The sequence below is a fragment of the Thalassotalea profundi genome (genome assembly GCF_014653195.1).
Taxonomy (GTDB): Bacteria; Pseudomonadota; Gammaproteobacteria; order Enterobacterales; family Alteromonadaceae; genus Thalassotalea_B; species Thalassotalea_B profundi.
The window spans coordinates 1-14,029 of the sequence record NZ_BNAH01000011.1 but is presented as its reverse complement, the minus strand read 5'-3'; the positions used below and the strand labels follow the sequence as shown (position 1 = coordinate 14,029).

At 37.4% G+C, this 14,029-nt stretch carries 12 protein-coding genes and 1 pseudogene; 9 read left to right on the top strand and 4 right to left on the bottom strand.

The genetic code is table 11. The features are described from left to right. Positions 1 to 14 precede the first annotated feature (14 nt). The 3 genes from IE155_RS13245 to hemB are packed head-to-tail and all read left to right on the top strand — an operon-like array spanning position 15 to position 3,673. Positions 15 to 806 (top strand): TatD family hydrolase, encoded by a 792-nt coding sequence (locus IE155_RS13245; protein ID WP_189378727.1) that lies wholly within the window; start codon positions 15 to 17, stop codon positions 804 to 806. Next, complete coding sequence (locus tag IE155_RS13240; RefSeq protein WP_189378726.1) at positions 803 to 2,644, top strand: sensor domain-containing diguanylate cyclase; 1,842 nt, start codon at positions 803 to 805, stop codon at positions 2,642 to 2,644. Before IE155_RS13245 ends, IE155_RS13240 begins: the two co-directional genes overlap by 4 nt. 12 nt (positions 2,645 to 2,656) lie before the next feature. Continuing rightward, positions 2,657 to 3,673, top strand: coding sequence for a porphobilinogen synthase (gene hemB / locus IE155_RS13235; RefSeq protein ID WP_189378725.1), 1,017 nt, complete (start codon positions 2,657 to 2,659; stop codon positions 3,671 to 3,673). 73 nt (positions 3,674 to 3,746) lie between these two features. Here the strand turns inward: hemB and IE155_RS13230 are convergent, their stop codons facing one another. Together IE155_RS13230 and rhlB are read right to left on the bottom strand one after the other, a co-directional pair. Continuing rightward, on the bottom strand, positions 3,747 to 5,267 hold the full coding sequence (locus tag IE155_RS13230; protein ID WP_189378724.1) for a Ppx/GppA phosphatase family protein: 1,521 nt from the start codon (positions 5,265 to 5,267) through the stop codon (positions 3,747 to 3,749). 20 nt (positions 5,268 to 5,287) lie between these two features. Beyond that, complete coding sequence (gene rhlB / locus IE155_RS13225) at positions 5,288 to 6,541, bottom strand: ATP-dependent RNA helicase RhlB (RefSeq protein ID WP_189378723.1); 1,254 nt, start codon at positions 6,539 to 6,541, stop codon at positions 5,288 to 5,290. Positions 6,542 to 6,729: 188 nt separating this feature from the next. Here rhlB and trxA point away from each other — a divergent pair, with 188 nt between their 5' ends. The 5 genes from trxA (at position 6,730) to fre (ending at position 11,667) form a co-directional block, all read left to right on the top strand. Next, positions 6,730 to 7,056 (top strand): thioredoxin TrxA, encoded by a 327-nt coding sequence (gene trxA / locus IE155_RS13220; RefSeq protein WP_189378722.1) that lies wholly within the window; start codon positions 6,730 to 6,732, stop codon positions 7,054 to 7,056. 195 nt (positions 7,057 to 7,251) lie between these two features. Continuing rightward, positions 7,252 to 8,511: a transcription termination factor Rho gene (gene rho, locus IE155_RS13215; protein ID WP_189378721.1), complete on the top strand. Its 1,260-nt coding sequence runs from the start codon at positions 7,252 to 7,254 to the stop codon at positions 8,509 to 8,511. 102 nt (positions 8,512 to 8,613) lie between these two features. After that, positions 8,614 to 9,363: a substrate-binding periplasmic protein gene (locus IE155_RS13210; protein WP_189378720.1), complete on the top strand. Its 750-nt coding sequence runs from the start codon at positions 8,614 to 8,616 to the stop codon at positions 9,361 to 9,363. A gap of 56 nt (positions 9,364 to 9,419) precedes the next feature. Then, entirely contained in the window at positions 9,420 to 10,904 is a 1,485-nt protein-coding gene (gene ubiD, locus IE155_RS13205; RefSeq protein WP_189378719.1) for a 4-hydroxy-3-polyprenylbenzoate decarboxylase, read from the top strand. A gap of 70 nt (positions 10,905 to 10,974) precedes the next feature. After that, the gene (gene fre, locus IE155_RS13200; protein ID WP_189378718.1) at positions 10,975 to 11,667 is read left to right on the top strand and encodes an NAD(P)H-flavin reductase; all 693 of its coding nucleotides are present in this window, start codon (positions 10,975 to 10,977) and stop codon (positions 11,665 to 11,667) included. A gap of 76 nt (positions 11,668 to 11,743) precedes the next feature. On the opposite strand, the gene IE155_RS13195 is transcribed toward fre, so the two are convergent. Together IE155_RS13195 and IE155_RS13190 are read right to left on the bottom strand one after the other, a co-directional pair. After that, positions 11,744 to 12,418, bottom strand: coding sequence for a DUF2982 domain-containing protein (locus IE155_RS13195; protein ID WP_189378717.1), 675 nt, complete (start codon positions 12,416 to 12,418; stop codon positions 11,744 to 11,746). Positions 12,419 to 12,466: 48 nt separating this feature from the next. Continuing rightward, positions 12,467 to 12,631, bottom strand: a pseudogene (locus tag IE155_RS13190) (tyrosine-type recombinase/integrase); the annotation flags it as partial. A gap of 300 nt (positions 12,632 to 12,931) precedes the next feature. On the opposite strand from IE155_RS13190, the gene IE155_RS13185 reads away from it, so the two are divergent. Beyond that, positions 12,932 to 13,939, top strand: coding sequence for an alpha/beta hydrolase family protein (locus IE155_RS13185; protein ID WP_189378716.1), 1,008 nt, complete (start codon positions 12,932 to 12,934; stop codon positions 13,937 to 13,939). Positions 13,940 to 14,029 lie beyond the last annotated feature (90 nt).

Sequence of the window (14,029 nt, the reverse complement as noted above, 5' to 3'; positions counted from 1 at the left end):
AGAGAGTGAGTTGCTTGATTGATATAGGCGTAAACTTTACTAACAGCCGCTTTGATAAAGATCGTAGTTTAGTTATTGAAAGAGCAGAAGCTGAGCAGGTGACCGGTATGTTGGTGACAGGTACATCAGTTGCTGAAAGTCAGAAAGCTCTAGCATTATGCGCGCAATTTCCCAAGTTCTTACACTGTACTGTCGGTGTACACCCTCATGATGCTGATAGTGTTTCAGCTAATTATATTGAAGCGCTTATCCAATTATCGGAATCAGTTCATGTTAAAGCTATTGGTGAATGTGGATTAGACTACAATCGCAATTTTTCGACCCCAGAAAATCAAGTACAGGTTTTTAGGCAACAAGTCTCATTAGCCAACCAACTATCCTTACCATTATTTTTACATCAACGTGATGCTTTTGAACAATGGTTCGCCATACTTAGACCATATTTGGATAAGGTCCCAGCAATGGTATCACATTGTTTTACTGGCAATAAAAAAGAGTTAATGACCTGCTTGGATGCGGGTATGTATATTGGTATTACGGGATGGTTATGTGATGAGCGTCGAGGACAAGAACTCCAAGAAATAGTACGCCATATCCCATTGTCTCAATTAATGATTGAAACTGACGCACCTTATTTAACACCTCGTAATATAAAACCTCGACCTAAGAGTAGTCGTAATGAGCCCTGTTACTTACCTATAATCGTAAAAAAGTTAGCTGAATTAACAGGTTATAGTGAAGAAGAAATACAGCATCATACTAAACAAAATACTGAGAAGGTATTTAATTGGAATGCGGCTATATGAATAAAAACTATATCAATGGCTTATTATTTTTGTGTCTACAAATTTTGGCATTTCGATCCTTTGCGGTTACTTACGATATTGTTGTTACTCCGGATGTTACGGTATCCAGTGAATATTCAATGCTGTCATCACAATTTTCTCAGGTAAATATTCATCAAGTCTTTAATCTACCTAAAGAAGCTTGGACCCCACAAGAGTCTCCCTTAATATTAAGCAACGGTACAAACTGGCTAGCGATAGATATAACCAATAGCAGCGAGCAAGAAGCTAATTTTTATATAATGCTAAATAATGACCTGCAATTAAAAGACATGATGCTCTATGAGCATGGTTACGGTAATACCATTAAAACAACAACAATTACCCCTCATTATAATGGCTTATCAAGTGCTCGGTTGCGTATCCCTGCTAAAGAAACCTGGCGAGTATATTTAACTGCAAATTCTGATGGCGCCTCTAAAATACATCTTGATATAGTAAATTCTAATGAATTTGTAGAAAGCTTAAGTACTAGCCAGTATGTTACTGGTATCGCAATTGGTGGTATGTTTACATTAGCATTGGTTATGTTGATGTTATTTGCTGCAAATGGAAGTAAATGGTTATTAATTCTGTGTGCCTATTTTACCGTACAAGCTATGTCACTTTCTGTCTTATTAGGTATTAACTTATATAGCTTTTTCCCTGAAATGTCGGAATTTAGAGGATTAGAAATACCACTACTTACCTCATTTTCAGCCATTTTATTGATGTGGTTTACTCGTGAGCTATTTGATTTAAAAAATTATTCTAAGACCTTAAATAAACTTCTTAGAGTGTGCGGTTGGTTACTTTTTTCATACTTACCCTTAAGTATGTTATTCACATTAAATACTAATCTTGTTATCAGTAAGCTCATTGATGTTGTTATTGCCGCCGCATTGATTGGTGTTGGTGTATTTTTGATAAAGCATAAACAGCGACTTGCATTACTCTTTACTATAGTTATCTTCTCTCAACTTGTTTTTTTATTAACAAATCTTGCTACAACATCTTGGTATGGCTTTAATACTACGCTATACATCATTTCATATTGGTTACATGGATTTCTTATTACCTTTGTGCTGAGTAGACAATACTATTATCAAAACTTAGATAGTGAACGAGCTCAAAAAGAATCGCTTGAAAACGAAATGCTCTCTCGTCAAGCACAAGAAGAGCTTTTGACATTACAACAAGAAACACAAGAACAACTTGAAGTTAGAGTGCAAGAGCGAACGTTAGAATTAAATATTGCGCTACAAGAGCTTGAAGAAGCTAATCGAGAACTCGCAGAAAAGAATACCCTTGATGATTTAACAGGGTTATATAACCGTCGTTATTATGATCAAAAACTGCTCGCTGAATTTCGTCGTAGTCGTCGTAATTTAACACCATTGAGTATTGTGGTTATCGATATCGATCATTTTAAAAGTGTTAACGATACCTACGGCCATATTGCTGGCGATAATTGTTTAATTATACTCGCTAAAATTATTAAAGAAGGCTTACGCCGTAGTACTGATGTTGGTTGTCGCTACGGAGGAGAAGAATTTTGTTTGATTCTGCCCGAAACAGACACTGAAGGTGCAATTGCTATCGCTGAAGAGCTTCGTGCTGCAGTTCAAGATCAGGTATTTACAGTGTCTGATAAAACAATAAATTTATCAATTAGTTGCGGTGTTAGCACTTATAAACAACAAAAAGACTTAACCCCAGAAGATTTGTTTTTAGCAGCAGATAAGGCGCTTTATCAAGCCAAAAATCAAGGCCGTGATCGGGTTATCGTTTTTGATTTAAATACACTCGAAACTGAGTAGGAGTAATTTATTATGAGCCAGTTTGGTCAATATCCAGCACGTCGCCTCCGCCGAATGCGCCGTGACGATTTTTCTAGAAGATTAATGGCAGAAAACCAATTAACGGTTAACGACCTTATCTATCCGGTATTTGTCTTAGAAGGTGAAAATCAGCGTGAAGCGGTAGAATCTATGCCTAATGTTGAACGTCTAAGCATTGATTTATTGCTTGAAGAAGCGAAAGAGTTAGTCGAATTAGGGATTCCAGCGGTAGCAATTTTTCCAGTGACACCTGCGGATAAAAAATCATTATTAGCAGAAGAAGCATATAATCCAGACGGTTTAGCTCAGCGTGCTGTTAAAGCGTTAAAAGCAAATTTTCCTGAACTTGGGGTAATAACGGACGTTGCTTTAGATCCATTCACTACCCATGGACAAGATGGAATTATTGGTACCGAAGGCAAAGACGAAGGTTATGTACTTAACGAAATTACTAAAGATATATTAGTAAAACAGGCATTATCTCATGCTCAAGCGGGTGCAGATGTCGTAGCTCCATCGGATATGATGGATGGAAGAGTGGGTGCTATTCGTCAAGAGTTAGAAGCACACGGCTTTGTAAACACTCGAATTCTTGCGTATTCAGCTAAATACGCGTCTAGTTATTATGGACCATTTAGAGATGCCGTAGGTTCGTCTGGGAATATTAAAGGCGGAAACAAATTTTCTTATCAAATGGACCCCGCTAATAGTGATGAGGCGTTACACGAAATATCACAAGATATTTATGAGGGGGCTGACATGGTAATGGTAAAACCAGGAATGCCTTATTTAGATATTGTTCGTCGTGTTAAAGATACCTTTCAGGTACCAACCTATGCATATCAAGTAAGTGGTGAATATGCCATGCACATGGCGGCTATACAAAATGGCTGGTTGGCTGAAAAACCTTGTATAATGGAAAGTTTATTGGCGTTCAAACGTGCCGGAGCTGACGGAATTTTAACGTATTTTGCTAAGCAAGTAGCTCGTTGGTTAAAAGAAGAATAACTGTTTACCCAATCGCATTTGTGGGTTGTACAGTTTGCTGCTACAACCCTATTGATAAACTGAAATAATCAAATTAGGCGTGTTTAGACTCACAATAAATAGTTAAATTGAAGCCTATTTTCTTCAGCTCTTTATTTTCTTGAAGTAGTTCATCAGCAATAAGTGGGTGTTGTTTTAGCCATAATTCAGGTAAGCAAAGGTAAATGGTATTTTCATCAACTTTGATTTGATAGTCTGGCAGAACATCGTCTTGTCGGCGGCGGCATAAAATAATTGCTAAGCGCAATATTACTAAATAATAACACGCATGAGTAAAACTCATGATTGATAACGATTTTAGAAGAGCAACGTCAATTCCGCCTTTATAAAGCTTCACTAGCGCGGCAATAAATTGTCGTTCTGCTTGTTCAAATCCTGGAATATCTGCATTGTTCAGTAAATAAGCGCCGTGTTGTTGATGTCGTTTATATTCTAATAACAAGCCTATTTCGTGTAATGATGTGGCTGCATTTAATAGTTGAATGTGGTTTTTATCGACAAGCTGCCAAACTGGAGCAAAACTATTTAATAATGTAGAAACTTGTGTTTGAATTCGTTGTGCATGCTCAGTATCTATATGAAACTTTAATGAAAGGCCATTTACGGTACGAGTACGAATCGCTATGTTACGGCTATTAGGTAACATTTCATATAACAACCCTTCACGTAATGCACCGCTAGATAGTTGCAATTGGTCAATATGGAGTGATTCAAATAGAGCAATTAATATCGACAAGCCACTGGCAAATACAGGTACTCTCTCACTCGTTAAACCACCAATGTTAATGTCGTCTACTTGTTGAAATTTCTGAAGTTCTGCTTTTATTTTATGTAAAAAACCTAGAGTTATTAGTGCTGGCTTTTTTTCGAACATTAGTATTTCAGCTAATGCTTGTATCGTGCCTGACCCCCCTAAAACCGCTTGCCAGCCCAATTTTTTATAATGAGCTAAATGAGGTGCTAATGCTTTTTTTGCATGGTCTGTGGCTTTGCTAATATTGCTTTTTGTGATTTTTCCATCAACAAAAAACAATTTATTGAACGTGACACAACCTATATCAACACTTACAGCGTGTTTAATAGTAAAGCCACTACCAATAATTAATTCTGTGCTTGCACCACCAATATCTAATACCAGTTTATCTTTAGCTGAATAGCTAGTATGCGCTACACCCAAATAAATATTTTCAGCTTCTTGTATGCCGCTTAGCAAAGTAATTTCATGGCCAAGCACTTTATTTGCAGCATGAATAAAGGTGTCTCTATTGGTGGCAAGCCTAACAGTAGCAGTAGCCACAACCCGAATATTTTCAGAGGGAATATCTTGTAGTCGCTCTGCAAAAAAACTGAGACATTCTAGTCCACGAGCAATAGCGGCCTCATTGAGTAGGTTATTTTGATCTAATCCAGAGGCTAAACGCACTTTACGTTTAACTTTATCGACAACTTGCACACTATTGGCGAGTTGTCGCGTTATGAGCATATGAAAACTGTTCGATCCTAAATCGATGACCGCATATAAAGGTGAAGTACTATTTTCTATGACGGCAGACATTAATAATGAGTATTCCTAAATTAATTACGACGCTGTCTATTGCCACTAGGCTTGCGGTTGCCTGCATTATGCGGACGACGTCGCTGTCTAGGTTTGGGTTTAGGTAAATCAGTCAGTAGTGCGTCTTGATTATACTTACTCACAGGTAGCGAATGAGAAATATACTCTTCAACTGCAGGTAAGTTAAATACATATTCTTCACAGGCGAAACTGATCGCATGACCTGTTTCACCAGCACGGCCAGTTCGGCCTATTCGATGCACATAATCTTCACAGTCGTCCGGTAAATCGTAATTGAATACATGAGTAACTAAAGGAATATGCAAACCTCGGGCAGCTACATCAGTGGCAACTAATATATCAAGTTCGCCGTTGGTAAATTGTTCAAGCACTTTTAAACGTTTTTTCTGTGGCACATCACCAGTAAGTAAGCCAACACGTATACCGTCAGCCATTAAATGAGCATGTACATTTTCACAACTATGTTTGGTATTAGCAAAAACAATGGCTTTATCGGGCCACTCTTCTTCAATGAGTGTTTGCAAAAGTGTCATCTTGTCTTCATTAGACGGATAAAATAACTCTTCTGAGATACGTAAATTAGTTTTTTGTTCAGGGGCTACTTCTACACTTACAGGGTCATTCATGTGTTCAAATGCAAGTTCTTTAACGCGGAAAGATAAAGTGGCAGAAAATAACATGCTTAAGCGTTCACTTGCTTGCGGCATACGGCGGAACATATAACGAATATCTTTAATAAACCCTAAATCGAACATGCGATCGGCTTCATCAAGCACCACCACTTCAATACTGTTGAGGTTGTATGCTCCTTGCTTGAGGTAGTCGATTAATCGGCCGCAAGTACCAATAAGAATATCAACGCCGTTTTCAAGCTCTTGGCGTTGGCTGTCGTAGCCTTCACCGCCATAGACAACGCCTAATTTTAATCCTGTGCTTTTTGCCATTTCGATAGCATCACGGTGAATTTGAACGGCTAATTCACGTGTTGGAGCCATAATCAGCGCTCTAGGCTGTTTATTTTCAGGGTTAGGTTTTTGAAGTAAGTGATGGAAAGTTGCTGCTAAAAAGGCAATTGTTTTGCCTTCACCTGTTTGGGCTTGTCCGGCAATATCTTTGCCTTCTAGTAGAACAGGTAGCGATTTTGCTTGAATTGACGTGCAATTTTCAAAGCCCATGGCATCTAATCCAGCAACCACTTGAGGTGCTAAATTAAGCTCTTTGAACTTGATCTCAGTTAAATGTGTATTATTCATGGCGCTAGCTTAACAGGTTACGATGTTAATAAGAATTAGTATCTTCTAGTTCAAGGCAATTAGGTAGCACTATCTTAGTTTTAGCTATGAGGTATATCAATAAATATTAGCTTCTCTATTGGTAATTAAAAATGATGTAGGTATAATTTCTTTCAATTGGCGAAGAGCCATTATTAACGGAGAATAAAATGAGCGATAAGATTGTTCAATTAACAGATGACAGTTTTGAAGCTGATGTATTATCTGCATCGGGGTTAGTGTTAGTTGATTTTTGGGCTGAGTGGTGTGGCCCATGTAAAATGATAGCACCTTTGTTAAACGATGTTGCTGAAGAATATGCTGATAAAGTAACTGTTGGTAAATTAAACATCGATCAAAATGACGGCACTCCGCCTAAATATGGTATTCGTGGTATTCCAACGTTATTGTTATTTAAAGACGGTGCAGTGATCGACACTAAAGTTGGGGCATTATCTAAAACACAGTTAAAAGAGTTTTTAGATAATCACCTTTAAATATTAAGGTCCGTAATACGGGCCTTTTTGTATTTAATGGCATTAATAATCCGCTGTGACTTTACGAGCGTCATTTTTAATGTTAAGTTTAACTTTCAACAGAAAATAACATTTCTATATTCAACTCAACTCTTTCGTTCAAAAATGCCATGTTGGCAATGCATAACAACGTAAAATAGTTAAAGAACCTCTACTATGAATCTTACCGAATTAAAACAAAAATCCATTAGCGAGTTAATTAAGCTTGCTGAAACTATGAAACTTGAGCATTTAGCTCGTAACCGTAAACAAGATATTATTTTTGCCATATTAAAAGCTCACGCCAAAAGCGGTGAAGATATTTTTGGTGGCGGCGTATTAGAAATCCTTCAAGATGGCTTTGGATTTTTACGCTCGGCAGATTCTTCTTACTTGGCTGGACCTGATGATATATATGTATCACCTAGCCAAATTCGACGCTTTAGTATGCGAACGGGTGATACGGTTAACGGTAAAATTCGCCCGCCGAAAGATGGCGAACGTTATTTTGCTCTATTAAAAGTTAATGAAGTCAATTTCGACAAACCTGAAAATGCGCGTAACAAAATTTTATTTGAAAACTTAACGCCAATTCATCCGAATGAACGCATGGTGATGGAACGTGGTAATGGTTCTACTGAAGATATTACCGCGCGTGTTCTAGATTTAGCATCACCTATTGGTAAAGGGCAACGAGGACTAATTGTTGCTCCACCAAAAGCCGGTAAAACCTTATTACTGCAAAATATTGCGCAAAGTATTGCCCATAATCACCCTGAATGTGAACTTATGGTTTTACTTATTGATGAGCGACCAGAAGAAGTAACCGAAATGCAGCGCTTAGTTAAAGGTGAGGTTGTTGCCTCTACGTTTGATGAGCCAGCAAACCGACATGTGCAAGTAGCTGAAATGGTCATTGAAAAAGCTAAACGTTTAGTTGAACATAAAAAAGATGTGGTTATTTTATTAGATTCGATTACACGTTTAGCTCGTGCATATAATACGGTTATACCGTCATCAGGTAAAATATTAACCGGTGGTGTAGACGCTAATGCATTACATCGTCCGAAGCGTTTTTTTGGTGCCGCACGTAATATTGAAGAAGGTGGCAGTTTAACTATTATTGCAACAGCGTTAGTAGATACCGGTTCTAAAATGGATGAAGTTATCTATGAAGAATTTAAAGGTACCGGTAACATGGAATTACACTTGTCTCGTAAAGTGGCAGAGAAACGTGTATTCCCTGCTATTCACTTTAACCGTAGTGGTACGCGTCGTGAAGAGTTAATAACTAAGCCTGATGAATTACAAAAAATGTGGATTTTGCGTAAAATTGTTCATGATATGGGTGAAATTGACGCCATGGAGTTTATGATAGATAAACTTGCCATGACAAAAACAAATGATGAATTTTTTGATTCAATGAAGCGTCAATAACTTTTTAATATATTGATTCATACTAGCCAGCACTTGCTGGCTTTTTGATCTTTAGTCATTTATCTTTAAGTTAATAGTAAGTTGAAAATAAAAGGAGGCAAGGTGAGGTATTATTCTATCATTGGTTTGTTCTTCTTATTCACTCATATACTCTGCAATGCAGAAACACAATCAACTTCTGATGTCATTAAAATTAAAGTGGTGACAGAAGAAAGCTATCCGTTACAGTATTCTGAAAATGGCAAAATTATTGGCCCGGCAACCACACTTGTTGAGCAGGTGTTAAACGCTGCAAATATCTCTTATGAGATTGAAATAATGCCTTGGGCAAGAGCTTATCGAGTAGCACTTAATGAGCCTAACGTTTTAATTTATTCGCTGGCAAAAACGCCGAAAAGAACCAACGAATTTAAGTGGGTTGGTGAAATAATGGCTTTAGAGTATTACTTATATGGCTCAGTTGATAGTCATGTTAATCAGCAAACCACACTTGAAGAGCTTAAAGAGTATCGCATTGGTACGATTCGTGATAGTGCGGTATTTCAATACCTTAATAGAAATAATTTTAAAAATTTATCCGTTACGGTTAAAGGCATGCAAAATATAATGCTATTAAACGCCAAGCGAATTGATTTATTTCCGGCGAACAAATCAACGTTTAAAGAGTCGTGCCTTGAACATGCGTTAAATTGTAAAAACATAGTACCTGTTTATAAGCTAGATATGCCTGCAATTAATCTCTTTATGGCTTTTAGTCAGTTAACGGACGATGCGCTCGTAGAAAAAGCGCGAGACGGATATAATCAAGTAATCAGTGAAAGAAAAAAATTGATAGATCTTGGTATCAACTAGTTCTATTTAAATAACACACGCTATAATGCCAGACAAATTTTTGGTCAAATTCTAATATGAAATACAATGATTTAAGAGATTTTATTGCTCAACTTGAAAAGTTAGGGCAACTAAAACGTATTAAGCAACCCATCTCGACTCATTTAGCGATGACTGAAATTAGTGATCGTACTTTGCGTCAAGAAGGCCCAGCATTGCTCTTTGAAAACCCGATAGATGAAAATGGTAAAGCGCACAGTGTGCCTGTACTTACGAATTTATTTGGTACGCCTGAGCGTGTGGCCTTAGCGATGGGCCAAACCGATGTAGCCGCATTACGTGATGTAGGTAAATTATTAGCCATGCTGAAAGAGCCTGAACCACCAAAAGGTTTTCGCGACGCATTAGGTAAAATACCGGTTTATAAGCAAGTACTAAATATGCCAGTTAAGGTGATAAAAAAACCGCTATGTCAGCAAGATGTTATCACTGGTGACGATGTTGACTTAGCTAAACTACCTATTCAAACCTGCTGGCCGGGTGATGTTGCCCCTCTTATTACATGGGGACTAACAGTAACTAAAGGCCCGCACAAAGAAAGACAAAACTTAGGTATTTATCGCCAACAAGTGTTAAGTAAAAACAAAGTGATAATGCGTTGGCTGTCGCATCGTGGTGGCGCGTTAGATTTTCAAGAGTTTAAAAAAACAAACCCCGGTGAAAAATACCCCGTATCGGTAGCGTTAGGCGCGGATCCAGCCACCATTTTAGGCGCAGTAACACCTGTGCCTGATACATTGTCGGAGTATGCTTTTGCTGGTTTACTACGTGGTGCAAAAACCGAAGTGGCTAAATGTATTAGTAATGACTTGGAAGTGCCTGCTACCGCAGAGATTATTTTGGAAGGGTATATTGATCCTGATGAAGTTGCGCCAGAAGGTCCGTATGGCGACCATACGGGTTATTATAATGAAGTTGATAACTTCCCTGTATTTACCGTAACACATATTACTCACCGTAAAGATCCTATTTATCATAGCACTTATACCGGACGTCCACCTGATGAACCTGCAATTTTAGGCGTTGCTTTAAATGAAGTATTCGTCCCTATTTTGCAAAAGCAATTTCCTGAAATTCAGGACTTTTATTTGCCGCCAGAAGGTTGCTCATATCGGTTAGCTGTTGTTACCATTAAAAAGCAATATGCTGGTCATGCTAAACGCGTAATGATGGGGGTTTGGTCTTTTTTACGCCAGTTCATGTATACCAAATTTGTTATCGTGTGTGACGATGACGTTAATGCACGTGATTGGAAAGATGTTATTTGGGCAATGACCACGCGTATGGACCCTAGTAGGGACACCGTATTAATTGAAAATACGCCTATCGACTACTTAGACTTTGCCTCTCCGGTTTCTGGTTTAGGGTCGAAAATGGGCTTGGATGCAACCAATAAGTGGCCTGGCGAAACGACTCGTGAATGGGGAGAGCCGATAGTAATGGATGATAATATTAAACAACAAATAGATGATATTTGGGATGAGTTGAATATTATTGGGTAGTACAAAAATATTCGTGATAAAATAGTCGGCTTTGGCATTGAACACCGAGTTTTAAAGGTAAGAGTAAGTAATGAGCATTATTAATTGTCAGGTACATTCGTTAGAACCGTTAACGGAGTTTGTATATAAGGTTTTATTAAAGCCTGAACATAAGGTTGATTATTTACCTGGCCAATATTTAAATTTTATGATGTCTGAAGATGACAAGCGCGCATTTTCTATTGCCAGTGCCCCCGACGCTGAATATATTGAGTTGCAAATAGGCGCTTTTGGTGCTGATAGTTACCCTATGCAAGTCATAGAGCGCATGCAATCGTCTCAACAAGTACAAATTGAAATACCATTAGGGCAAGCATTTTTAAGAGATAATGATCGCCCATTACTGCTTATCGCTGGCGGTACAGGTTTTTCTTATATTAAATCTATTTTTGAACAGTTAGCATTACAAGGCTCAAAGCGTAAAGTTGTTGTTTATTGGGGATTGCGTGAAGAAAGCGCGGGCTATGAAATAACAAAAACACAAGAAACCATTAGTAAGTTAATTGATGGCGAGTTTAACCTTGTCATTGAAAATGCAACGGATAACTGGCAAGGAAAAACAGGAATTGTTCACCAAGTTGTTATGAATGATATTACTGATTTATCGTCTTATGATATTTATTTAGCTGGGCGTTTCGATATGGTAGGCATTGTGCGTACCGATTTTGTCAGTAAAGGCGCATTAATTGATCATATGTATGCAGATGCCTTCGCGTTTATATAAGCTGAAATAGCAAGCATAGTAAAAGCCTTAGTTTGTGAAAATGAGCTAAGGCTTTTTTAGTTATACCGAATTAAGGTTAGGTTTTATATCGGTGGTGACTTGCTTTACAATCAAGTAGTAAACGTGAAAATTCATCCATAGAACGATCAATATCAGTTTGAGGAATAAATAAATGCGCCCCGAAAACACCATGCAACAAAGTGCATTGATGTAAGAATCCTGCAACAGGGCCTTTTAATGAATGCTGATCAACAACAAACTCATTGAAATTTACCACTGCCTCCTCGATTGATAACAATCCACGCGACACGCAATAAAGTAAAATAGGCCGTTGTTCATGTATTAAATGATTAGCTAACCTAGGTGGAATACGTGAAGCAATCTCACTGATGTGAGTGACCGACAAGCCAATATAGCCCAATTCTTCGGTATCTATACCACTTACATTTTTTACCGGCCGTGCGTTTTTTATTACCGCCCAAGGTAGCGACCAAGCACCTTTTCGATGAATAAAATTGAAAGCGATAGGATCTAACTTAAAACTATACTCGGGCTCCATAAGCTTAACTATACCGAGTACTAAACCGACAAAAGACACTAATATTAAAAATATAAGCGGCAACTTAGCCGTATGCCAAAATATTTGTCCAAGCGTTAATAACAAGAAAAAGGCTAACACACTAAATACAGTAAGTGTCATGCCATTTCGCTTAGTATTGGGACTAATCAATATTTCAGGAAGCGGGCTCATCAGTTAACATCCAAAAAATGTAAAGGGTTGAGTTGTAAAGTTAAGTTGTTATAAGTCAGATAGCGGGCTTCGAACACCGTTCGCACCATGTTCAATAACATGGGTATAAATTTGTGTGGTACGAATATCACTATGACCTAATTGTTCTTGTACTGTACGAATATCAGCACCACGTTGCAACAAATGCGTAGCAAAAGAGTGGCGTAGCGTATGTAAGATGCTCTTTTAGAGCAAAAATGGTGATTTCATATAAAAGTCCTTTTTATACACATTAAACTGTATATTAATACAGTTTAGCTTAAATCCGTCTTTCCACAAGAAAGGCGGCAAATTGCCTTCTTTCACGCAAATGTAAAATTACTATCTATTGTATAAGGTTTTGTAATTTAGTGTTTATTCGAGTAATCTTGAGTGTAATAAAATAAATTAGGTGGTTAGTTCGCAGTTGCAGAAAGGCGTCTCGTAACCGCCTATTAAGCTGTTAGAAGTTTCAATCATCGAAATGGAGTTGATGTGAACAAATATCTATTAATCTGTACGTTAGTTTTTTCATCATTTGCTACCCAAGCATCAAATTTGATAAATGACGAAAGTATAAAGGATCAAAAAAACTGCTTTAATCACATATTCAAAGACTACGCCACATGGCGTGGTTTTATTAAAGAGAAGCGACAAAAAAGAATTAAATCTGAAGAAAAACTATTAAAGGGAATGGCAGCTTTTGACTCTATGTTTGGAGAGGAAAAATTTAATCAGTATAAAAACAACCTTTCTTGTATAACATTTAAGTACAACGTTGACGACCTAGAAGTCTCAGGTTATGTCATTAAGCCCAAATCAAATAAAAAGAAGCTACCTGTTTTAATATACAACCGAGGTGGCAATGGTAGCTATGGTTCAGTAGTATTTGGTTCAATGATGCATAACTTATTTCCTATCGCAAACGAAGGGTTTGTGATTATTGGAAGTCAATATAGATTATCTCGTACAAAAGGCGTTTTACTTGATGAGTTTGGTGGAAAAGACGTTAATGATGTCATTGCACTACTAGATTACATTCCTAAAATTAAAGGTGCTGATGAGAAACGTATTGGCATGTATGGCTTTAGTCGTGGAGGTATGCAAACTCACTTAGTTTTAAAAGAAACAAGTAAAATAAAGGCAATAGCAACAATTGCTGGTGCAACTGATTTGTTAAAAGAGCTCGATTTTCGTCCAGCTATGGAAAAGGTATACACTAAAAGAATCACTGACTATGGTAAAAATAAAGTAGCAGAATTAGAGAAACGTTCAGTATTAAATTGGGTTAGTGAATTATCGCCGAATATCCCCATTTTACTTTTACATGGAGAAGATGATAAAAAAGTATCAGTTAATAACTCTATTGAACTAGCAAGTGCGCTAGCTAAAAATAGTATTCCTCACAAACTTGTTATCTATCCCAAAGATGATCACGGTTTAATAAAAAACAAAGAAAAAGCGAATGAAGAGCTTGTTAGTTGGTTTCGAGAGTATCTATAAAAAACTTCTAACAAGTGACTATGGTGTCAAACACTAATATTTAATTCATTTTTGGATCCCAATAGACACCATCTCTCACCATTGAATTTA